The organism is Salinivibrio sp. PR932, from assembly GCF_001996125.1.
GTDB classification, from domain to species: Bacteria; Pseudomonadota; Gammaproteobacteria; order Enterobacterales; family Vibrionaceae; genus Salinivibrio; species Salinivibrio proteolyticus.
The window spans coordinates 19,803-41,098 of the sequence record NZ_MUFM01000005.1 but is presented as its reverse complement, the minus strand read 5'-3'; the positions used below and the strand labels follow the sequence as shown (position 1 = coordinate 41,098).

Below are 21,296 nucleotides of genomic sequence, written 5' to 3'. Positions count from 1 at the left end.
GCCTTTGCCTCACGCAAAATGCCTGCCTCTTGGCAGGCATTTTTTGTACAAAGCTCACCGCTTTGCATTTCCACAAACGATTGTTGCAATGCTATCCTCTAGCCTCGCAGTTGGCTTCGTTGAGGATAGCATCATTTATGCTGGCACTATTGGTTCGCTCCACGCTTATTGGCTTATTCACTGCCGCCCTAATTTTGGTTGCGGTGCCTGATCTACGCTCAGGCCTTTTTAGTGTTTCATCCTTGCCCGATTTTGATGAGGTCCAACAGCCTGAACTGGTTTCATTCAGTTATGCGGTCAAGCGCGCCTCTCCCGCGGTGGTGAATATTTATACCCGCAATTACGTTCGCGGCGACCGTTTGCAGCTCAATACCCAAGGACTTGGCTCAGGCGTGATCATGAGCGCCAAAGGCTATGTGGTCACCAATTACCATGTGGTCGCCAAAGCGGATCAGGTGATTGTTGCCCTGCAAGACGGCCGTATTTTTACCGCGCAAATGGTCGGTAAAGATCAACGCACGGATCTGGCGGTGCTGAAAGTTCCAGCTGAAAACTTACCCGTAATCCCAGTCAACCAAGACTATCAACCTACCGTTGGCGATACCGTTCTTGCGATTGGTAACCCGTATAACCTCGGACAAACCACCACTTACGGCATTATCTCCGCCACGGGCCGCACTGGGATGAGCTTTTATGGCCGCCAAGACTTTCTGCAAACCGATGCCGCAATTAACCGAGGGAATTCCGGCGGCGCGTTGGTGAATAGCCGCGGTGAGCTGGTGGGGATCAACACCGCTTCGTTTCAGCAGGCAACCGATCTGGAAACCTACGGGATTTCCTTTGCCATTCCCTACCGCTTAACCGAAAAGATCATGAATAAATTGATTGCTGATGGGCGCGTTATCCGAGGCTACATTGGTATCGATGGTCGTGACGTCAATCCAGTGATGGCGCGCTTGCTTGATGCCGAGCAACAGCGCGGCGTAATGGTGGCGGACATGGATAAAGGCGGCCCGGCAGAAAAGGCGGGAATTCAGCCGCAAGATTTGATCATTAAAATTAACGATAAACCCGTTAAAGGTGCCCGTGGGGCGATGGATATTGTCACCGATGCGCGTCCTGGCACAACACTTTCGATTACCCTTATTCGCGATGGTGAGAGTTTAACCCTGCCGGTGACGGTCGGGAACGAGCCAGACAGCGGCCAATAGTCGACGGCAACGCATCGTTAGCACACGCTGACGCCTCACAAAGACAAAAACGCCAGCCCCATCAAGGCTGGCGTTTTTTCGTTAACTCATCGTACGACGCGCTTACTCGCCGTCAATACGCTCGATTTTCGCGCCCAGCGCTTGCAGTTTATCTTCGATACGCTCATAACCGCGATCGATATGATAAATGCGATCCACCACGGTTTCGCCTTTGGCAATGCATCCAGCAATCACTAAGCTTGCCGAGGCACGCAGATCAGTGGCCATCACTTGCGCGCCACTGAGGCTATCGCAATCACCACACACCACGGTGTTGCCTTCTATTTCTGCGTGTGCGCCCATACGTTGCAGTTCAGGCACATGCATAAAGCGATTCTCGAAGATAGTTTCGGTAATAATCCCGGTCCCTTTCGCCACCAAGTTCAGCAAGGTAAACTGCGCTTGCATGTCGGTTGGGAAGCCCGGATGCGGCGCGGTACGTACATTCACCGCTTTCAGTTCGCGGCCGGTCATATCCAGCTCGATAAAGTCATCGCCTGTGGTGACCTTAGCGCCAGCTTCTTCCAATTTATGAAGCACGGCTTCGAGTAAATCCGGAGAAGTATTGCGACAGACGATATGGCCGCCTGAAACCGCCGCAGCCACCAAAAAGGTACCGGTTTCAATCCGATCAGCAACCACCGCATGTACGCCGCCGCCAAGACGTTCAACCCCTTCAATTTCAATCCGGTCGGTGCCTGCGCCTTTGACTTTCGCCCCAAGGGTATTGAGGAATTTCGCCGTATCCACGATTTCTGGCTCGCGGGCGGCGTTTTCAATCACCGTGGTGCCTTCTGCCAAGGTGGCAGCACACATCACAGTGACGGTAGCACCCACGCTGACTTTATCCATCACAATGTGGGCTCCTTTTAGACGACCATCGACGGTGGCTCGCACATAGCCTTCATCGAGTGTGATGGTGGCGCCGAGCTGCTCTAAGCCGTTAATGTGCAAGTCCACCGGACGGGCACCAATCGCACATCCGCCGGGTAAAGACACTTCCCCTTTACCGAAACGTGCGACCAAGGGGCCGAGCGCCCAAATCGACGCACGCATGGTTTTAACCAAATCATAGGGGGCACACAGTTCCGTGATATCGCTGGCATCGACATGGACAGAGCCATTGCGGCTGACTTTTGCCCCAAGGCGCGATAATAGCGCCATAGTGGTATCGATATCGCGGAGTTTAGGCACATTGGCGACTTCAACGGGCTCTTCAGCCAACAGTGAAGCAAATAAAATAGGGAGAGCTGCATTTTTCGCGCCGGAAATGGCCACGTCACCTTTAAGCGGGCCATTGCCCGTCACTCGAAACTTTTGCATCTGACCCTCTTACAACTGCATCAGCTTTTTATCGCGCGCCCACTCTGCGGGGGTCATCGCTTTAATGCTCACAGCATGAATATCGTTACGTGCAATGTGCTCCATCAGCGGGCCGTAGATGGTCTGCTGTTTTTTCACACGCGACATTCCGTCGAACATCTCTGCCACGGCCACTACTTCAAAGTGGCTTCCGTCGCCTTTCACGTGCAGCTCGTCTAGTGACAGAGCCGCGTCTAAAATGGCTTTAACTTCGCTCGCTTCCACGTTTAAACCCCTTCTTGATGCTCAGCATCGTCAAAAAATGCCTCGATGTTGCTTAGCGTCAACAACAGTTTGAGCTGCTCTGGCATGCCGCTGTAGCGCACGGTCTGACCTTTCTCTTTCAAGGTTTTATCCAAGTGCAACAACATGGCCATGCCGGCAGAGTCGACGCGAGATAGCCCGCTTAAATCCAGGCTCAGCGCCGAATCATTAGGTAGCCACTGGCTACGCTGGCGCCAAAAAGCGGGCACTGTGTCACGATCTAACCGTCCTGACAAGTGGTAATGCTGCCCGCCGCTTGTAATTAACTCGACACTCATGACTCGCCCTGTTTCTGTTTATCCTCGCGACGAATCGGTTTTGCCGCCAGCTCTTTGAGCTGTTCAATCACAGAATCAATACCATCACGACGCAGCGGCGCTTTCCACTCTGATTGTTTAGATTGGATCATACTCACCCCTTCCGCCGTTACGTCATAGGCTTGCCAATTTCCTGTCCGAGTATTTTTACGCAGACTGAAATCAAGACGAATCGGCGGACGCGAGGAATCGGTGATATCCACGCGCACTTTTACAATCTTGTCGTCATCACCAATGGCTTGGTCACGTTGCACGTTGACATCTTGGTTGTCGTACTCGAGCAGGATTTGTGCGTAGGAAGCAATCATGTATTCGGTGAATGCCTCGGTGAATGCATCGCGCTGTTCAGGGGTGGCTTGACGATAATGCTGAGCACCTAGCACCAACGACGCCGCATAGCGGGTGTGGATGTAGGGCAGTAGCTCGTCTTTCACCACGTCACGCAGCAAATCCGGATCGGCGCGGAACAAGGTGCGATCTTTACGCAGGCGAGTAAAGGTGTTGTCAGCCACTTGCTCAATCAACCGGTAGGGGTTGGTTTGGTCCACCGGCTCACTGGCATGCACAAACGAACTGACACTGGCGACAAACACGATCAGCGCTGATGACAGTGTGATCAAAACCTTCTTCATTCGATTACTCCTTATCGCCCACGCTATACAAGAACTGTCCAATTAAGTCCTCGAGTACCAGCGCGGATTTGGTGTCTTCTAACTTACCGCCGTCTTCAAGGTAGCCAATGCCTAATGCTTCATCGACAAACCCGGGCGTAATACCAATGTACTGCTCACCGAGTAAGCCTGCGGTGTAAATCGATGCCGAGCTCGACTCAGGGAAATATCCCGCACTGCTGTTAATCTGTAGGGTGACTTTCGGCACATAGGTTTCTGCATCCAGCGAGATAGCGGTCACCTGACCCACGGTCACGCCCCCGACTTTGACCGGTGAGCGCACTTTCAGGCCACCAATATTGTCAAACTCTGCGGTTAAGGTGTAAGTATCCGCTCGTCCCCAACGTTGAACATCCGCCACTTGGAACGCCAGCACCAATAATGCTGCAATGCCGGCGATGACAAAGCAGCCTACCCAAAATTCTGTTTTTCGACTCTGTTGCATGATTAATTCCCAAACATGAGTGCAGTAAGGACAAAGTCAAGGCCGAGCACGGCCAATGAAGAGTGCACCACAGTGCGTGTGGTGGCACGGCTGATACCTTCCGAGGTCGGCGTGGCATCGTAACCGTTAAACAGGGCAATCCAAGTCACTGCGATAGCAAATACCACACTTTTGATCAGTGCGTTGCCAACGTCGTAGCCCAGATCGACCGATGCTTGCATCACAGACCAGAAACTACCGTGATCGATGCCTTTCCAGTCTACCCCGACGAGCTCGCCGCCCCAGATGCCCACCAGCATAAAGATCACCGCCAACAACGGCATCGCAATCACACCGGCCCAGAAGCGCGGCGCGACCACGCGGCGAAGCGGGTCAACCGCCATCATCTCTAAGCTGGATAGCTGCTCAGTGGCTTTCATCAGACCAATTTCCGCGGTCAGCGCTGAGCCCGCCCGTCCGGCAAACAGCAGTGCCGTCACCACCGGGCCTAGTTCGCGTAACAGCGACAAGGCGACCATTTGTCCAAGGCTGGTTTCTGCACCAAAATCGGACAACACTAAATAGCCTTGTAAACTCAACACCATGCCAATGAATAGGCCTGATACGATGATGATCGCCAGTGAGCGAACGCCCACTGAGTAAAGCTGTTTAATCAAGAGCGGGAAGGTCTTGCTCGGCTGTGGTTTGCCCACCAGCGCGCCGGTCATCACAAAGGTGGCGCGTCCCATCGACTCAGCCACGCCCATCGCGCGGCGACCCACATCCGCAATCTGCGTTTTTATCACCGGTAAATCTCCTGCTCTAGCTGACCCGCAGGATAGCGGAATGGTACAGGGCCATCTGCGTGCCCTTCGAGGAATTGTTTGACCCAAGGATCTTGATTATCACGCAGCGATTGCGGTGTGCCACTGGCGATGATCCGGCTGTCTGCCAACAGATAGACTTTGTCCGCGATGCTCATCACTTCAGGCACATCGTGGGATACTACCACGCAGGTCAGCCCCAAGGCTTGGTTAAGCTGGCGAATCAAGGTGACCAAGACCCCCATAGTAATTGGGTCCTGTCCCACAAACGGCTCATCAAACAAAATCAGTTCTGGGTCGAGGGCAATAGCACGCGCCAGTGCTGCACGGCGAGCCATCCCCCCAGAGAGATCACTGGGCATTAATGCAGCTGCCCCGCGCAGCCCTACCGCCTCAAGCTTCAACATCACAATGGTATGAATGAGGGATTCATCCAACTGCGTGTGCTCACGCAAGGGAAAGGCCACATTATCAAACACCGACATATCGGTGAACAAGGCGCCAGATTGAAACAACATGCTCATCCGTTGGCGCACATCGAATAAACGACGACGCCCTAAGGTGGGAATATTGTGGCCATCAAAAACAATGTCGCCGGCATCAGGCTTTAGCTGACCAGCAATTAAACGCAATAGGGTTGTTTTACCAATGCCAGATGGTCCCATGATGGCGGTCACCTGACCACGCGGCACCTGCAAATCAATATGATCGAAAATGCACCGGCTGCCCCGTGAGAATGTCATCCCGTTAATATCTATCAGGCTCTGTGCTGCCATTGCCGCATTCTCATGGTTAGATAGGATAAAAATTAAGTGGCTGATAATAAGGCGTCCCCTATGCTAACACAAGCAACGCCCGCTCCCTGCCTGATAGGACGTGATATAGCCCTGATTATGGCAGTATAGCCATTCACCCGCTCATCGAGGAAGAATGGCCTATATGGACCGAAAAAGTGCCAACGAGTTCCCGTTCATGAATGAAAAGCAACGCATTCACGGCGATGGTGCGGGCTTTTCGCTTCACATTTGCCACGTTAGCCGTCAGAATTGCACCTCATTTACGCCAATTTAAAAACGCAAAGGACAGGTGTCATGGTAGAAGCGGTTGCCATACTTATTGTTGGATTAGTGTTACTGGTTTGGAGTGCTGACCGACTTGTGTTCGGCGCTGCCGCGATCGCGAAAAACTACGGCGTCTCTCCTCTTGTCATTGGCATGACGATTCTGGCCATGGGCTCTTCCGCGCCTGAAATGATGGTATCGGCCAATGCCGCGCTTGCAGATAAAACCGACACCGCGGTGGGGAATGTCTTAGGATCAAACATCGCCAACATTGCCCTCATTCTTGGCTTTACCGCCCTGATTAAGCCTTTGTCGATTAGCTCTATCATTTTGCGCCGCGAACTACCATTAATGATGGCGGTCACCTTGCTCGCCGGCGCTCTTTTGTGGAACAACCACCTCGGCTTTTTCGAAGGCGTGGGTCTGTTGGTCTTATTCGTGGTGTTTATCCTTGCCATGATCAAAATTGGCAAAGACTCAGGCGGGACCGATCCTATGCTGGCGGATCAGGAATCGGACATTCCGCAAGATGTCAGTAATCTAAAAGCGGTAATGTGGATTTTAATCGGTCTGCCTTTGCTATTGCTGTCATCCGATCAAGTGGTCGACTCGGCAGTCACCATTGCTCAATACTTTGGCATGAGCGACTTGGTGATTGGCTTGACCATCATTGCTATCGGCACCAGCTTGCCCGAACTCGCCGCCTCGATTGCCGGCGTGATGAAAGGGGAAGACGATCTCGCTGTCGGCAATATTATCGGCTCGAACGTGTTTAATATCTTGGCGGTGATGGGGATCCCGGGCTTGCTCAACCCGTCACCGATCAGTGAATTTGCAATGGGGCGGGATTACTACATCATGCTGGTTCTCTCTGTGATGCTACTGGTCTTCGCATTAGGCAAATCACGCAGTATCAACCGCATTGAAGGGGCGATCTTTTTGATGTGTTATATCGCCTATCAAGGCTATCTCTTTGTTAACGCTGCCGCATAATGGACATGGTGATGAGTGAATTTGATTTTCGTCGCGCAGGACTTGATGTGCTTACCATTGAGCAAGATGCGATTGCACAACTCAAAACGGCGATTGACGAGCATTTTGATGCCGCCTGTCGATTAATCTTGAACGCCACCGGCAAAGTGGTGGTAATGGGAATGGGCAAGTCGGGCCACATCGGCCGCAAAATTGCAGCCACTCTTGCAAGCACAGGAACGCCTGCGTTTTTCGTGCACCCAGGTGAGGCAAGTCACGGCGATCTTGGGATGGTTAATCAAGGCGACGTGGTGTTAGCCATTTCCAACTCTGGCGAAGCCGGTGAGATTCTTACCTTACTCCCGGTGATTAAACGTCTCGGTATCCCGTTAGTCTGTATGACGGGCAACCCCAACTCGAGTATGGGGCAACTCGCCAGAGTCCACCTCAATATTCACGTACCCAAAGAGGCGTGCCCCCTTAAGCTTGCGCCTACATCCAGTACCACGGCCACCTTGGTGATGGGCGACGCGCTTGCCATGGCATTGATGCAAGCAAAAGGTTTTACCGCCGATGACTTTGCCCTCTCCCATCCGGGCGGCGCATTAGGACGCAAACTACTCTTACGTATTAGCGATCTGATGCATCAAGGCGAGCGTTTACCCGTGGTGCCAGACAGTGCCACCGTGCGCGATGCCTTGCTGGAAGTGTCAGAAAAAGGCCTGGGAATGACCGCCGTGGTCGATGCAGAGCAACAGTTGGCAGGCGTCTTTACCGATGGCGATCTGCGCCGCTTACTCGATCAACGCATTGATTTACACACCACCGCCATTGGCGAGGTGATGTCCGCCAATCCGATCACCATTGAACCGGAACTGCTGGCGGCAGAAGGACTCAAACTCATGGAGGAGCGTAAAATTAACGGGCTGCTGGTGGCGAAAAATGGCCAGCTTCTTGGCGCCCTCAACATGCATGACCTTTTGAAAGCCGGAGTAATGTAATGTCCGCACCTGTGACTGACACCTTATATGGCCCTGTTGCCACCACCCTGTTCGAACGCGCGGCGACGATCCAGCTACTGATTTGCGATGTCGATGGCGTTTTCTCCGATGGTCGCGTGTATATGGGCAATCAAGGCGAGGAGCTGAAGGCCTTTCACACCCGTGATGGCTACGGCATCAAAGCCTTGATGAACGCTGGTATTGAGGTCGCAGTGATCACAGGTCGACAGTCTAAGATTGTCGAAAATAGAATGAACGCCTTAGGGGTCCGTCATGTCTATCAAGGACAAAGTGACAAGCTAGCTGCGTACGACGATCTTTGTCAGCAATGCAACGTTGACCCTGAGCACACCGCGTATATCGGTGATGACTTGATTGATTGGCCCGTCATGGCAAAAGTCGGCCTCGCGGTCTGTGTGGCAGACGGTCACCCGCTATTACAACAACGCGCCGATCTGGTGACCCAAATCCGTGGTGGGTTCGGCGCGGTCCGTGAAGTCTGCGATCTGATCCTCGAGGCACGAGGCGAGCTCGATCAGCACAAGGGCTTAAGCGTATGATGCAGCGGCTAAGCATGCTGGTGCTGATAGTACTGTGTGCCCTAACCGGCTATTATCTGCTTTCTCAACATGTCTGGGAGCGTGCGGTACAAGTTGAGCCGGACGCAGAAAAGCCTCTGTTTACCGGTGAACAAATTAAAACCGTGCAATACAACGCCGATGGGATACGCAGCTATACCGTTGACGCTGAGCACTTAGAGCACTACGCCAACATTGATGAAACCCACTTTAATGAGCCTGTCTTATGGACCTATAACAATGGTAAAGACGAAGAGTGGCGCATCAGTGCAAACTATGCGGTGCTGTCTGATAAGCACATATTGACGATGACAGGCAAAGTGCGAATTTTTAACTTGCTACCGAACGCGCAAATTCATTCGGTAGCCACCGAGACTGTGACGTTGGATCTCACCACGCGAGACTTTTGGTCCGACCGTCCCACCACCATCACTGGCGTTGGCTTTCAAACCGAAGGACAACGCGTGAAAGGGAACTTCGGTAACCACCAGATGGAACTGTTAAACGATGTTAAAGGCCGATATGAAACGACCCCTCGTTAAAGCACTGGCAGGTGCCATGTTGCTGTTTTCGCACTACTCATTGGCATTGAGTAGCGACACAGAGCAGCCTATTTATATTCAATCTGAGAGCCAGCATTTGGACATGGCCACCAACACGGTGACCTTTACCCAAGATGTTGTACTGACCCAAGGTAGCATTAAAATTCTGGCCGACAAGCTGGTCGTGATCCGCCCTCAAGGCCAAGAAGGCGATGAAACCATTGAAGCGTTCGGTAAACCCGCGACCTTCGAGCAGACCATGGATGATGGTAAAAAGCTGCACGGTGAAGCCTATAAGTTGCGCTACGAAGTGGGCAACGAGTTTTTGAAAATGTCGACCAATGCCATGCTGGAGCAAGCGGGTAATCAAGTCGAAGGCAACGTGATCACCTATCAAATTGATAAGCAGCAATTGGTCGCAGAAAGTGACAGCAATAAGCGTGTCACTACTATCTTGCAGCCGACCACTAAAAGCCCATCTGAGTCAGAATCGCAATAAGAGGCCCTATGGCAACGTTAAAAGCGGCCAATTTGGCGAAAAGTTATAAAGGACGAAAAGTCGTCGCCGATGTCAGTCTGGAAGTAAAATCCGGCGAGATCGTCGGCCTACTCGGCCCAAATGGTGCAGGTAAAACCACATCGTTTTACATGATTGTCGGTCTTGTCGCTCGCGACGAAGGGGCAATTTTTATCGACGATCAAGACATTAGCATTCAGCCGATGCATAACCGTTCACGTCTTGGCATCGGTTATTTGCCGCAAGAGGCCTCGATTTTTCGCAAGCTCACCGTCTACGACAATTTGATGGCGGTACTGCAAACGCGAAAATCCCTCACCAAAGAGGAGCGTCAAGACAAAGCCGAAGACTTGTTGGATGAATTTAATATTCAGCATATCCGCGATAGCCTTGGCATGGCGCTGTCAGGGGGCGAACGACGCCGTGTCGAAATTGCACGCGCCCTCGCCGCTAACCCGAAATTCATTTTGCTTGATGAGCCGTTTGCCGGCGTCGATCCGATCTCCGTGATCGACATTAAAAAGATCATCGAACACCTACGCGATCGTGGCTTAGGCGTGCTGATCACCGACCACAATGTTCGAGAAACCTTGAGTGTCTGTGAGCATGCTTACATTGTCAGCCAAGGACACTTGATTGCGCACGGCACCCCTGATGAAGTGCTGAATGACGAGCACGTCAAACGTGTCTATCTCGGTGATCAGTTCAAGCTATAGTGGACTCGCTCACGCTAAAATCTGCCAATCACGGCTATAGTTATTTATAGAGCGCTTGCCCTGCATCTCAGAGCAAGCGTTTTAACCTCATTGGTCGTTGTAAAAGGAAAGGTGTAACGCCCCTATGAAACCCACGCTTCAGCTCAAGCTTGGACAACAACTCGCAATGACACCGCAGCTACAGCAGGCTATTCGCCTGCTGCAGTTGTCGACGCTAGATTTGCAGCAAGAGATCCAAGAAGCGTTGGAAACCAACCCGCTGTTGGAACAGGACGAGGGTCAAGAGCAAGAGGCCGCGGAGCGTAATGATAACGACACCACGGAAACCGCCACTGCCAGCGCCGACACGTTAGAAACCTCAGACGCCTTCGAGAAAAACGAAATGCCCGACGAGTTGCCGGTGGATACCACTTGGGATGACGTCTATAGCGCGGGAACCGGCAGTACTGGCATTGCCTCGGGCGGCGATGAGCTTCCCGTGTATCAAGGTGAAACCACCGAAAGCCTTTACGACTATCTAAAATGGCAGCTCGACCTCACCCCCTTCTCGGAAACGGATCAAGCGATTGCCTTGGCGATCATCGATGCGGTGGACGATCAAGGCTATCTGTCAGTCACCACGGATGAGATCATAGAAAGCTTGGGCAGTGAGGAGATTGAGCTTGACGAAGTGGAAGCCGTATTAAAACGTGTTCAACACTTTGATCCATTGGGTGTAGCCTCTCGCTCGCTACAAGAGTGCTTATTGCTCCAATTAGCGACATACAATCCAGAAACGCCCTGGCTGGATGAGGCACGTACCGTGCTCACCCAACATATGGATTTGCTCGCCAACCGCGATTATCGTCAACTGATGCGAGATACCCGTCTAAAAGAGCCGGATCTTAAAGCCGTGATGCAACTGATCCATAGTCTTGAGCCACGTCCGGGTAACCTGATCGTGACCAACGAAGCAGAATACGTGGTACCGGATGTCTCCGTGTTTAAACATCACGGCAAATGGGTGGTACAAATCAACCCAGATAGCGTTCCTAAGCTTAAGGTCAATGAGCAATATGCCGCTTATGGTCGTAACGGCTGTAGCCCGTCAGATAGTCAGTTTATTCGCTCCCATTTGCAAGAAGCCAAGTGGCTGATTAAAAGCCTCGAAAGCCGCAATGAGACCTTATTGAAGGTGGCCCGCTGTATTGTCGAGCATCAACAAGATTTCTTTGAGTATGGCGAAGAAGCCATGAAGCCCATGGTGCTTAACGATATCGCCATGGACGTCGACATGCACGAGTCGACCATCTCTCGTGTGACCACCCAAAAATTTATGCATACGCCACGCGGTATTTTTGAGTTGAAGTACTTCTTCTCAAGCCACGTGAGCACGGACAATGGCGGCGAATGCTCTTCGACAGCCATTCGTGCCCTGATCAAAAAATTGGTGGCAGCGGAGCCTGCCAACAAGCCCCTCAGTGATAGCAAAATTGCCGCCTTGTTAGCTGAGCAAGGCATCAAAGTTGCACGACGGACCATCGCTAAGTATCGGGAGTCGCTCGGTATTGCGCCGTCAAACCAGCGTAAGCGCCTGCTTTAGGGCGCCTCAACAGAAGGAAGATGTGTATGCAAATCAACCTGACCGGACATCATGTCGAAATCACGCCACCATTACGCGAGTATGTGGATACAAAGTTTGCTAAACTCGAGCGCTTTTTCGAGCACATTAATAATGTCCACGTTGTGTTGACGGTCCAAAAGCTCGACCAAATCGCTGAAGCGACGCTCCATGTCAACAATGGAGAGATTCATGCTAAAGCACAGTCGCAAGATATGTATGCGGCCATTGATGGGTTGACCGACAAGTTGGTCAAGCAATTGAGTAAACATAAAGAGAAGCTCAAACAGCATTAAGCTATGGAACTTAAAGACGTACTCACAGTGGACTGCACACGCAGTGCCGTCCACTGTTCCAGCAAGAAACGCGCCCTAGAAATCATTAGCCAAGTGGCTGCGGACAAGTTGGGGATCAACGCGCAACAATTGTTTGAATGCATGCTAAGTCGTGAAAAGCTGGGCACCACAGGTATCGGCTCAGGGATTGCCATTCCACACGGCCGCATCACGGACAGTGACCATGCTATTGGCGTGTTGTTGCAATGTGCAGAGCCGATTGAGTTCGACGCTATCGACAAACGCCCCGTCGATTTGCTCTTCGCGCTACTCGTCCCGGACGAACAGTGCAAATACCATCTCCAAACCCTCTCGGCCATCGCCGAAAAGCTCAATGATAAACAGCTATGCCGACAGCTTCGCAATGCAGATTCGGACCAAGAGCTGTACAATATCATGACTCAATAACGAGTAAGGGCTGACGGGAGTCTATTATGATGCTGAAAATTGTCAGTGGCCGTTCGGGGTCAGGCAAATCTGTGGCGTTGCGGGTGCTCGAAGATCTCGGGTATTACTGCGTTGATAATCTCCCTGTGAATCTGTTGCGCGACTTCGTCACGTCGCAAGAAGATGCCGAGGCCAAAATTGCGGTCAGCTTGGACATTCGTAACCTGCCTAACGCAAATGAGCCTATTGCTGACACCCTCGCCGCGTTACGGGAAGTGTGCGATGTCACCTTGTATTACCTGGATGCAGATGACAAGGACCTGATCAAACGCTTTAGTGAAACGCGCCGCCTGCATCCCCTGTCGCGCCAAAACCTGTCTCTTGAGCAAGCGATTCAAGCCGAAAAGCAACAAATGGCGCCCATCAAGGAACACGCCGACCGCGTGATTAATACCACGGGGCTGTCGATTCACGACTTGAGCGAGTCGGTACGCTCACTGGTATTGGGCCGCGCTAGTGGCGATTTGGTGATGGTGTTTGAATCGTTCGGCTTTAAGCATGGCTTACCCGCCGATGCCGACTATGTGTTTGATGTTCGCTTTTTGCCCAACCCGCATTGGGAGCCGACCCTGCGCCCTCATACCGGCTTAGAAAAGCCCGTACGCATGTTCCTCGCCGCGCAACCCGATGTCGCGATGGTGATTGCACAAATCAAAGGCTTTCTTGAGTCTTGGCTGCCCGCATTGAAAAACAATAATCGCAGTTATGTTACCGTCGCAATTGGATGTACGGGGGGTAAACATCGCTCTGTGTATATTGCCCAATATCTGTCTGACTACTTCACGGAGCTCGGCGAAAAAGTGCAGATTCGCCATCGCACCTTGGAGCAATCGTCATGACCACCCTGCACACGGATGTGTGTGTGCGTAACCGACTGGGCTTACATGCGCGCGCCGCCATGAAGCTGGTTGAGCTGCTCCAAGCCTACGACGCCACCATTGAGTTGCAAAGTGGCGATAAGCGCGCCACGGCCGATAGCGTGATGGCGATGCTGATGCTGGAATCGGCTCAAGGACAAACCATCACCCTCACCGCGACGGGTCCACAAGCCGAACCGGCTTTAAACGCGGTAAAAGCGCTATTCGATGCCGGATTTGACGAAGAAAGTTAACCGCCCACTGCGCTGACCAGCACGCAATTCCTTTCTTATACTGACACGCAACCCATTTGTCATGCGACAGACTCCCCTGATTGCGTTAGAATTTCAGACATTGCAATGGGGGATGTTGCCTATGGCAGAAACGACAGAACAAGAACAGAGCAATCAAACCCACCAACGGCTACAAGAAGTTAGCCTACTGCTGGAACAAGGCATGTTTGTCCGCGTCCGCCGCATGTTGGAAGACATGGAGCCGGAAGACATCGCCCACCTACTTGAGGCCTCGCCGCCCAAAGGCCGTTTAGTTCTCTGGCAACTGACGGATCCCGAAGACCAAGGTGAAATCCTCGATGAGCTGTCTGAGGATGTGAAAGACGGCATCATGGTGCGTATGGCGCCCGAGCAACTTGCCGCCGCTACCGAAGGGATGGAAACCGACGACGTCGCTTATCTGCTGCGTAGTTTGCCTCAAGATGTCTCACAAGACGTGCTGGCAGAGATGGACGCACAAGACCGTGCGCGCATCCAGCAAGCGCTCTCCTACCCGGAAGACTCTGCGGGCGGGATGATGAACACCGACGTGGTCACCATTCGAGGCGACGTCACTGTCGATGTGGTACTGCGTTATCTACGCATGCGAGGCGAGCTACCCGATACCACTGATGCGCTTTATGTGATTGACCCGAATGGCCGACTGATTGGCAATTTACCTATTGCCGCCTTGTTGGTTAACCAGCCGGACACGGAAGTGGTCGACATCATGGACGATCCGGATGAAGCCATTAGCGTGACCATGGACGATGGCGATGTGGCGAGCCTTTTTGAGCGTCGTAACTGGGTTTCCGCCCCTGTCGTCGACCAACAGAATCACCTTGTCGGCCGTATTACCATCGATGACGTGGTCGATATTATTCGTGAAGATGCCGAGCACTCGATGATGGGCTTGGCCGGTCTCGACGATGACGAAGACACCTTTGCGCCCGCCTTTAAAAGTGCGCGTCGTCGCAGTATCTGGCTGGGGATCAATGTACTTGCAGCACTGACCGCAGCCTCCGTGTCGAACATGTTTGAAGGCACGCTCGATAAAATGGCTGCGATTGCGGTATTGATGACTATCGTCCCCTCGATGGGCGGTGTAGCGGGGAATCAAACCGTTGCCTTGGTCATTCGCGGGTTAGCCGTGGGTCACATTGGTGACTCCAACACACGCTGGCTGCTGGCCAAAGAGGCCACCGTTGGACTTATCAATGGCTTGGTATGGTCGATGATTATTGGCGGCGTCGTGGTGCTATGGAAAGGGAACCTTGAGCTTGGATTGATCATTGCCGGTGCGATGATGATGAATTTATTTATCGCTGGGATTGCCGGAGTCGCCATCCCGACCCTGTTAAAAAAATACAATATTGATCCGGCACTGGCAGGAGGCATGGCACTGACTACCGTCACTGACGTGGTTGGACTCCTTGCCTTTCTTGGCCTCGCTACCTTGTTTATTACCTAATCTGACCGCGATTAAAAAAGGCGAGCCATTGGCTCGCCTTTCTATTGGGCAGTGCAAAACGCTTACCGCTTACTCGTCCAAGAAGCTACGTAATGTCTCTGAACGGCTTGGGTGACGCAGTTTACGCAGCGCTTTCGCTTCAATCTGACGAATACGCTCGCGCGTAACATCAAACTGCTTACCGACTTCTTCCAACGTGTGGTCGGTATTCATATCGATACCAAAGCGCATGCGTAGCACTTTTGCTTCACGCGGTGTCAGACCGGCCAATACGTCATTGGTCGCCATTTTCAGGTTGTTAGACGTTGCTGAGTCCATCGGTAGCTCAAGGGTGGTATCTTCAATGAAATCGCCCAGATGTGAATCTTCATCATCACCGATAGGGGTTTCCATTGAGATTGGCTCTTTCGCAATCTTGAGGACTTTGCGGATTTTATCTTCCGGCATCATCATGCGCTCCGCCAACTCTTCAGGCAGTGGCTCACGCCCCATTTCCTGAAGCATTTGACGCGAGATGCGGTTAAGCTTGTTGATAGTCTCAATCATGTGCACCGGAATACGAATCGTCCGTGCTTGGTCTGCAATCGAGCGAGTAATCGCCTGACGGATCCACCAAGTCGCATAGGTTGAGAACTTATAACCACGGCGGTATTCAAATTTATCCACCGCTTTCATCAAGCCAATGTTACCTTCTTGAATCAAATCCAAGAATTGTAAGCCACGGTTGGTGTATTTCTTAGCAATCGAAATAACCAGACGTAGGTTGGCTTCCACCATCTCTTTCTTCGCACGGCGTGCTTTCGCTTCACCGATAGACATGCGACGGCTAATGTCTTTGATACGCTCAACAGACAGGCCTGTCTCTTCTTCGATGATTTTCAGCTTTTGTACACAGCGACGTAGATCTTCTTCGTAACGCGCCACACGCTCTGCATACGGCTTACCGGATGACAGCGCTTCATCAATCCATGCATCAGATGATTCGTTACCGGCAAACAGCTGCACGAAGGTTTTCTTCGGCATTTTAGCCTGATCGACACACAGACGCATGACCAAGCGTTCTTGGGTACGCACTTTGTCCATGGTCTGGCGCATTTCGTTAACCAGACGATCAAACTGCTTAGGCACCAAGCGGAACTGCTTGAAGGTTTCTGACAGTTCTTCGATAGACGCTTTAGTGCGGTCGTCGTAACGACCATACTGGTTGATTGCCGCTTCCATATTGGAATACGTACGACGGAGCTCGCTAAACTTCTCGCGTGCAAGCTCAGGATCGATACCGACATCTTCTTCGTTGTCGTTATCATCATCGTCGTCATCAGCGTCGTCGTCATCTTCGTCTTCGAGCTCTTTCTCACTCAGCTCAGAGCCGATGTGGGTGGCGGTCGGGGCCATGTCATCTTGGGTTGGATCAATAAACCCAGAGATGATGTCAGTCAGGCGTAGCTCTTCCGCTTCCACCTTATCGAACTGATCAAGCAGTGAGGCAATCGAGGCCGGGTATTCCGCCACCGAGCACTGTACTTGGTTAATGCCGTCTTCGATACGCTTCGCGATATCGATCTCACCCTCACGGGTCAGAAGCTCTACCGTTCCCATTTCACGCATATACATGCGCACAGGGTCGGTGGTACGGCCAATTTCACTTTCCACACTGGACAGCGCTGCCGCTGCGGCTTCTACCGCGTCTTCGTCGGCCACGGTCTCAGACATCATCAATTCATCAGCATCGGGCGCGGCTTCTACCACTTGGATGCCCATGTCATTGATCATCTGAATGATGTCTTCTATCTGGTCGGAATCGACAATGTCTTCCGGGAGGTGGTCGTTAACTTCGGCATAGGTCAGATAGCCTTGTTCCTTGCCTTTTGCGACAAGCAACTTTAGCTGTGACTGCGGATTTTGATCCATAGACGATATCCAACTTCGGGTCTGAGTGAAGAATTTAGTATGCGGAAACGCAAACCGCCAATTTTAACAAATGTCGCCTTTGCTGGCTACTTTCTAAACGGACTGGCTCTGTATCAGTAGCATCAGTTCCCGCTTCTCTTCGACTGATAAGCCGACGGTATTTGACTTCGCTTGCAACTTGGCTATTTGTTGTTCGACACACTGGGCGAGTATTTTATCCAGTGAATCGCAAAAAAGTTCTGACGCATTATCATCGTCAATATAAAGATCCCAGCCGGCTAACCGCGCCAGCAAGGCTTCTTGTTTTGTCCCCCGCCAGTGCTCTAGCAACTGACCGGTAGTGATATTGGGGCGCGCTCGACAGATCTCAAGGATCGGATTGAGTAACGCCAAACCGGGCAAATCAATCGACTCCGCTGATGGCAACGGCGGTACCTCTTGGCCCAAGTACGGGTACTGGACCAGTAATGCAATCACCTCACGCATCGGCGTACGCTTAATCTCTGATTGCCCATGTACTTTAACGGGCTGCCCTTGGCGACGGATCAAGGTCTCTAGCTGATGGTCATCCATGATGCCCAATTTCTGCCCCAGTGTATTACGCAGGTAAAGGCGCAACGTATCCCCGGGCACTTTTTCAATCAAAGGCACTGCCAAGTTCGCCAACTTGGCTTTACCTTCTTGGCTGCTGGTGTCGACTTGCTTAAGCAAGGTGGTGAACATAAAGGTGGAGAGGGTTTGTGCCTCATTCAACCGCTGTTCAAACCCTTCTTTGCCCTCTTGGCGGATCATCGAATCCGGATCTTCACCGTCGGGCAAAAACATAAATTTGAGCTGTCTGCCATCAGTCATGTAGGGCAATGCTTGTTCCATCGCCCGCCATGCCGCTTCTCGGCCGGCTCGATCGCCATCGTAGCAGCAAAGTATAGTACTACTTTGCCGAAACAGGGTTTGCATATGCTCCCCGGTGGTCGATGTCCCCAACGAGGCCACAGCGTAATCGACACCAAATTGTGCCAGTGCCACCACGTCCATATAGCCTTCAACCACGAGGATACGCTCAGGGTGGCGATAACGTTGCATCACTTCATACAAGCCATACAACTCCCGACCTTTATGAAAGATCGGCGTTTCTGGCGAGTTCAGGTATTTCGGGGTGCCATCCCCTAACACCCGTCCACCAAAGCCGATCACACGGCCTCGGCGATCGCGGATAGGAAACATCACGCGACCACGAAAACGGTCATAACTGCGACCATTGTCGTTTTCAATCAACATGCCAGCGGTGATCAGCTGGCGTTGCTCCGCTTGGCTACGACCAAAACGTCGCTTAATGGTGTCCCAATGATCAGGGACATACCCAATACCAAACTGTTTTACCACTTCACCGGATAGACCACGTTGTTTGAGATAATCCACCGCCACTTGTCCGGCTTCCGTTCGCAGCTCGCTGCTGTAGGTCCGTGCAATGGCTTCCATGGTTTCATAAATCTGACGTTTATCATCCGTGGGAATGCTGGGGCGTGCTGTCCCGCCATTCGCTTGTTCACGGGGCACGTCTAAACCGAGTGTGTTCGCTAACTCTTCAATCGCATCGGGAAACTCCAATCGATCAAATTCCATCACAAAGTCGATGGCATTACCGTGCACACCACATCCGAAGCAGTGGTAAAACTGCTTTTCTTGGCTAACGCTAAATGAAGGCGTTTTTTCGTTATGGAACGGACAACAGGCGCTGTAATTCTTGCCCTTTTTCTTGAGCTTGACCCGTGCGTCTATGATCTCAACAATGTCGAGACGTGAGAGCAAGTCGTCAATGAATGCGCGCGGGATTCTGCCTGCCATAACCTGAAATTTATAGGGAGAGAAGCAAACAAGCCGCGCCGTCCATTACGGAAAGCACGGCTTGTTGTAAGGTCTGGAAAAACTTAGCTTAAATTCGCTTTCACGAGTTGGCTAACTTTTCCCATATCAGCTCGGCCTTGGATTTGAGGTTTTAGTACCCCCATCACCTTGCCCATGTCTTGCATGGAAGCTGCGCCAGTTTTTTCAACGGCAGCTTTTACCAATGCATCGACCTCTGCTTCGCTCAGTGGTTGAGGAAGAAATTCTTCAATCACTGCAATTTCCGCAAGTTCTGCATCGGCAAGATCATCACGACCGGCTGACTGGTATTGGGCTACGGAATCACGGCGCTGCTTTACGCTTTTTGTCAGCACCGCAAGAATGTCCTCGTCACTCAATGACTGACGGGTATCCACTTCTTGCTGTTTAATGGCTGACATCAGAAGGCGAATCGTACCAAGACGCGTCTTGTCTTTCGCTTTCATCGCCGCTTTTTGGGCATCTTTTAGACGTTCAAGCAATTCCATAGCACCTACCTAATCTGACTAAATTAGTACAGACGTACGCGACGTTGGTTTTCGCGTGCCAACTTCTTCAGGTGACGTTTTTGAGCAGCGGCTTTAGCGCGTTTGCGAACGGTAGTTGGCTTTTCGAAGTGCTCACGACGGCGAACTTCAGAAAGAATACCTGCTTTTTCACAAGAGCGCTTAAAGCGACGCAATGCTACGTCAAATGGTTCGTTTTCACGTACTTTAACTACTGGCATGTGCCTTTCACCTCAGGGGTTATCAGTTATCGCTGGCGAATTATTGGCCAGCCTTGATTAAAAATGGTGCGAAATTCTAATCCGAATAGGGGGGCATTGTAAAGCACATCTGGCGAATTACTTCCAAGCCATGTAAGATTGCGCGCACCGCCAGCCTGTGCTGGCAACGTCTTCTCGCTTCGGTCTTCACGCTCAGCGTGCTCATTTATCCTAAGCGTTCAATCTATCGGCTTTTTTCCTGAGGTTATGATGCGAATTTTAGGCATAGAGACATCGTGTGACGAAACTGGCGTGGCGATCTACGACGATCAGCGCGGGCTTTTGTCACATAAACTTTACAGTCAGGTAAAGCTTCATGCCGATTATGGCGGGGTTGTCCCTGAGTTAGCCTCTCGCGATCACGTTAAAAAGACCTTGCCGTTAGTCAAAGCAGCGATGGCAGAGGCGCAGCTGACACCAGCGGATATCGATGGCGTGGCCTACACCGCCGGTCCCGGATTGGTCGGTGCCCTGCTGGTCGGTGCCACCATCGGTCGCAGCTTGGCGTACGCTTGGCAAGTGCCGGCGGTAGCGGTGCATCATATGGAAGGCCACTTACTTGCGCCTATGTTAGAAGACACGCCGCCTCCCTTTCCGTTTGTGGCGTTGCTCGTCTCCGGCGGACACACGCTGTTGGTCGAAGTAAAGGGGATTGGCGAATACCGCATTCTTGGTGAGTCGATTGATGACGCAGCCGGTGAAGCGTTTGATAAAACCGCGAAGCTGATGAATCTTGATTATCCCGGTGGCCCATTGCTGTCAAAACTGGCAGAAAACGGCACCCACGGCCGCTTCACCTTCCCGCGTCCGATGACCGATCGTCCTGGTCTCGATTTCAGCTTTTCCGGCTTGAAGACATTTGCCGCGAATACCATTGCAGCCAATGACAATGATCCGCAAACCCGTGCAGATATCGCGTATGCCTTCCAAGACGCGGTGGTGGACACGCTGGCAATCAAATGTAAGCGAGCGTTAGAGCAATGTGGCATGAATCGATTAGTGGTTGCTGGCGGCGTTAGCGCGAACCGTCATTTACGCGACAAACTCGACACCCTCACGCGCAAACTGGGCGGCGACGTTTTCTATCCACGTCCCGAGTTCTGTACCGATAACGGTGCCATGATTGCCTACGCGGGGATGCAGCGACTAAAAAACGGTGAGCATATGGGGCTGGGGGTGAAGGCACAGCCGCGCTGGCCGATTGATACCTTGCCATCGCTGACTCAATGATGCGAAAAAGCAGCCTTGGGCTGC

At 52.0% G+C, this 21,296-nt stretch carries 24 protein-coding genes and 1 pseudogene; 14 read left to right on the top strand and 11 right to left on the bottom strand.

Translation table 11 applies throughout. The features are described 5' to 3' along the window. Window positions 1–137: 137 nt before the first annotated feature. Window positions 138–1,211 (top strand): outer membrane-stress sensor serine endopeptidase DegS, encoded by a 1,074-nt coding sequence (degS, locus tag BZG84_RS03315; protein ID WP_077479451.1) that lies wholly within the window; start codon window positions 138–140, stop codon window positions 1,209–1,211. Between the two features lie 102 nt (window positions 1,212–1,313). Here the strand turns inward: degS and murA are convergent, their stop codons facing one another. The 7 genes from murA to mlaF are packed head-to-tail and all read right to left on the bottom strand — an operon-like array spanning window position 1,314 to window position 5,888. Then, window positions 1,314–2,573: a UDP-N-acetylglucosamine 1-carboxyvinyltransferase gene (gene murA / locus BZG84_RS03310; protein WP_077456382.1), complete on the bottom strand. Its 1,260-nt coding sequence runs from the start codon at window positions 2,571–2,573 to the stop codon at window positions 1,314–1,316. Window positions 2,574–2,582: 9 nt separating this feature from the next. After that, a complete protein-coding gene (gene ibaG / locus BZG84_RS03305; RefSeq protein ID WP_077456380.1) occupies window positions 2,583–2,837 on the bottom strand; it encodes a BolA family iron metabolism protein IbaG in 255 nt (84 codons plus the stop codon). 2 nt (window positions 2,838–2,839) lie between these two features. Next, window positions 2,840–3,154: an STAS domain-containing protein gene (locus BZG84_RS03300; RefSeq protein ID WP_077479452.1), complete on the bottom strand. Its 315-nt coding sequence runs from the start codon at window positions 3,152–3,154 to the stop codon at window positions 2,840–2,842. Then, window positions 3,151–3,825: a phospholipid-binding protein MlaC gene (mlaC, locus tag BZG84_RS03295; protein WP_077479453.1), complete on the bottom strand. Its 675-nt coding sequence runs from the start codon at window positions 3,823–3,825 to the stop codon at window positions 3,151–3,153. Before mlaC ends, BZG84_RS03300 begins: the two co-directional genes overlap by 4 nt. 4 nt (window positions 3,826–3,829) lie before the next feature. Further along, entirely contained in the window at window positions 3,830–4,309 is a 480-nt protein-coding gene (gene mlaD, locus BZG84_RS03290) for an outer membrane lipid asymmetry maintenance protein MlaD (RefSeq protein WP_069588113.1), read from the bottom strand. A gap of 2 nt (window positions 4,310–4,311) precedes the next feature. Next, entirely contained in the window at window positions 4,312–5,091 is a 780-nt protein-coding gene (gene mlaE, locus BZG84_RS03285) for a lipid asymmetry maintenance ABC transporter permease subunit MlaE (protein ID WP_198536710.1), read from the bottom strand. Beyond that, window positions 5,091–5,888 carry a phospholipid ABC transporter ATP-binding protein MlaF gene (mlaF, locus tag BZG84_RS03280; protein WP_077456374.1) on the bottom strand — a complete coding sequence of 266 codons (798 nt, stop codon included), beginning with the start codon at window positions 5,886–5,888 and terminating at the stop codon, window positions 5,091–5,093. Before mlaF ends, mlaE begins: the two co-directional genes overlap by 1 nt. A gap of 315 nt (window positions 5,889–6,203) precedes the next feature. Between mlaF and BZG84_RS03275 the strand changes: the two genes are divergently transcribed. From BZG84_RS03275 to mgtE, 12 genes are all read left to right on the top strand, one after another. Beyond that, complete coding sequence (locus tag BZG84_RS03275; protein WP_077479455.1) at window positions 6,204–7,166, top strand: calcium/sodium antiporter; 963 nt, start codon at window positions 6,204–6,206, stop codon at window positions 7,164–7,166. A gap of 11 nt (window positions 7,167–7,177) precedes the next feature. After that, window positions 7,178–8,146, top strand: a complete 969-nt coding sequence (locus BZG84_RS03270) for a KpsF/GutQ family sugar-phosphate isomerase (RefSeq protein ID WP_077662396.1) — start codon at window positions 7,178–7,180, stop codon at window positions 8,144–8,146. Further along, a complete protein-coding gene (gene kdsC, locus BZG84_RS03265; RefSeq protein ID WP_077677981.1) occupies window positions 8,146–8,706 on the top strand; it encodes a 3-deoxy-manno-octulosonate-8-phosphatase KdsC in 561 nt (186 codons plus the stop codon). The genes BZG84_RS03270 and kdsC overlap by 1 nt, the downstream gene beginning before the upstream one ends. Continuing rightward, complete coding sequence (gene lptC, locus BZG84_RS03260) at window positions 8,703–9,266, top strand: LPS export ABC transporter periplasmic protein LptC (protein WP_077479457.1); 564 nt, start codon at window positions 8,703–8,705, stop codon at window positions 9,264–9,266. Before kdsC ends, lptC begins: the two co-directional genes overlap by 4 nt. Continuing rightward, window positions 9,247–9,765 carry a lipopolysaccharide transport periplasmic protein LptA gene (gene lptA, locus BZG84_RS03255; protein WP_077662373.1) on the top strand — a complete coding sequence of 173 codons (519 nt, stop codon included), beginning with the start codon at window positions 9,247–9,249 and terminating at the stop codon, window positions 9,763–9,765. The genes lptC and lptA overlap by 20 nt, the downstream gene beginning before the upstream one ends. Window positions 9,766–9,773: 8 nt before the next feature. Continuing rightward, a complete protein-coding gene (gene lptB, locus BZG84_RS03250; RefSeq protein WP_069588123.1) occupies window positions 9,774–10,499 on the top strand; it encodes an LPS export ABC transporter ATP-binding protein in 726 nt (241 codons plus the stop codon). A gap of 124 nt (window positions 10,500–10,623) precedes the next feature. Then, window positions 10,624–12,081, top strand: coding sequence for an RNA polymerase factor sigma-54 (locus BZG84_RS03245; protein ID WP_077479458.1), 1,458 nt, complete (start codon window positions 10,624–10,626; stop codon window positions 12,079–12,081). A gap of 26 nt (window positions 12,082–12,107) precedes the next feature. Next, window positions 12,108–12,395: a ribosome hibernation promoting factor gene (gene hpf, locus BZG84_RS03240; RefSeq protein ID WP_077662374.1), complete on the top strand. Its 288-nt coding sequence runs from the start codon at window positions 12,108–12,110 to the stop codon at window positions 12,393–12,395. 3 nt (window positions 12,396–12,398) lie between these two features. Continuing rightward, window positions 12,399–12,842 carry a PTS IIA-like nitrogen regulatory protein PtsN gene (ptsN, locus tag BZG84_RS03235; protein ID WP_069588129.1) on the top strand — a complete coding sequence of 148 codons (444 nt, stop codon included), beginning with the start codon at window positions 12,399–12,401 and terminating at the stop codon, window positions 12,840–12,842. 26 nt (window positions 12,843–12,868) lie between these two features. Further along, entirely contained in the window at window positions 12,869–13,720 is an 852-nt protein-coding gene (gene rapZ / locus BZG84_RS03230) for an RNase adapter RapZ (RefSeq protein WP_077662375.1), read from the top strand. Beyond that, window positions 13,717–13,992, top strand: coding sequence for an HPr family phosphocarrier protein (locus BZG84_RS03225; protein ID WP_077456362.1), 276 nt, complete (start codon window positions 13,717–13,719; stop codon window positions 13,990–13,992). The genes rapZ and BZG84_RS03225 overlap by 4 nt, the downstream gene beginning before the upstream one ends. Window positions 13,993–14,113: 121 nt before the next feature. Then, the gene (gene mgtE / locus BZG84_RS03220; protein ID WP_077479461.1) at window positions 14,114–15,481 is read left to right on the top strand and encodes a magnesium transporter; all 1,368 of its coding nucleotides are present in this window, start codon (window positions 14,114–14,116) and stop codon (window positions 15,479–15,481) included. 69 nt (window positions 15,482–15,550) lie between these two features. Here the strand turns inward: mgtE and rpoD are convergent. The 4 genes and pseudogenes from rpoD to rpsU all read right to left on the bottom strand — a co-directional run. Continuing rightward, window positions 15,551–17,404: pseudogene (gene rpoD, locus BZG84_RS03215) on the bottom strand (RNA polymerase sigma factor RpoD); the annotation flags it as partial. An 81-nt stretch (window positions 17,405–17,485) separates the two neighbouring features. After that, window positions 17,486–19,237, bottom strand: coding sequence for a DNA primase (gene dnaG, locus BZG84_RS03210; protein ID WP_077479463.1), 1,752 nt, complete (start codon window positions 19,235–19,237; stop codon window positions 17,486–17,488). Window positions 19,238–19,320: 83 nt separating this feature from the next. Continuing rightward, window positions 19,321–19,764, bottom strand: coding sequence for a GatB/YqeY domain-containing protein (locus tag BZG84_RS03205; RefSeq protein WP_069588140.1), 444 nt, complete (start codon window positions 19,762–19,764; stop codon window positions 19,321–19,323). A 23-nt stretch (window positions 19,765–19,787) separates the two neighbouring features. Then, window positions 19,788–20,003 (bottom strand): 30S ribosomal protein S21, encoded by a 216-nt coding sequence (gene rpsU, locus BZG84_RS03200; protein WP_069588141.1) that lies wholly within the window; start codon window positions 20,001–20,003, stop codon window positions 19,788–19,790. Window positions 20,004–20,252: 249 nt separating this feature from the next. On the opposite strand from rpsU, the gene tsaD reads away from it, so the two are divergent. Then, entirely contained in the window at window positions 20,253–21,272 is a 1,020-nt protein-coding gene (gene tsaD, locus BZG84_RS03195) for a tRNA (adenosine(37)-N6)-threonylcarbamoyltransferase complex transferase subunit TsaD (RefSeq protein WP_077479464.1), read from the top strand. Window positions 21,273–21,296 lie beyond the last annotated feature (24 nt).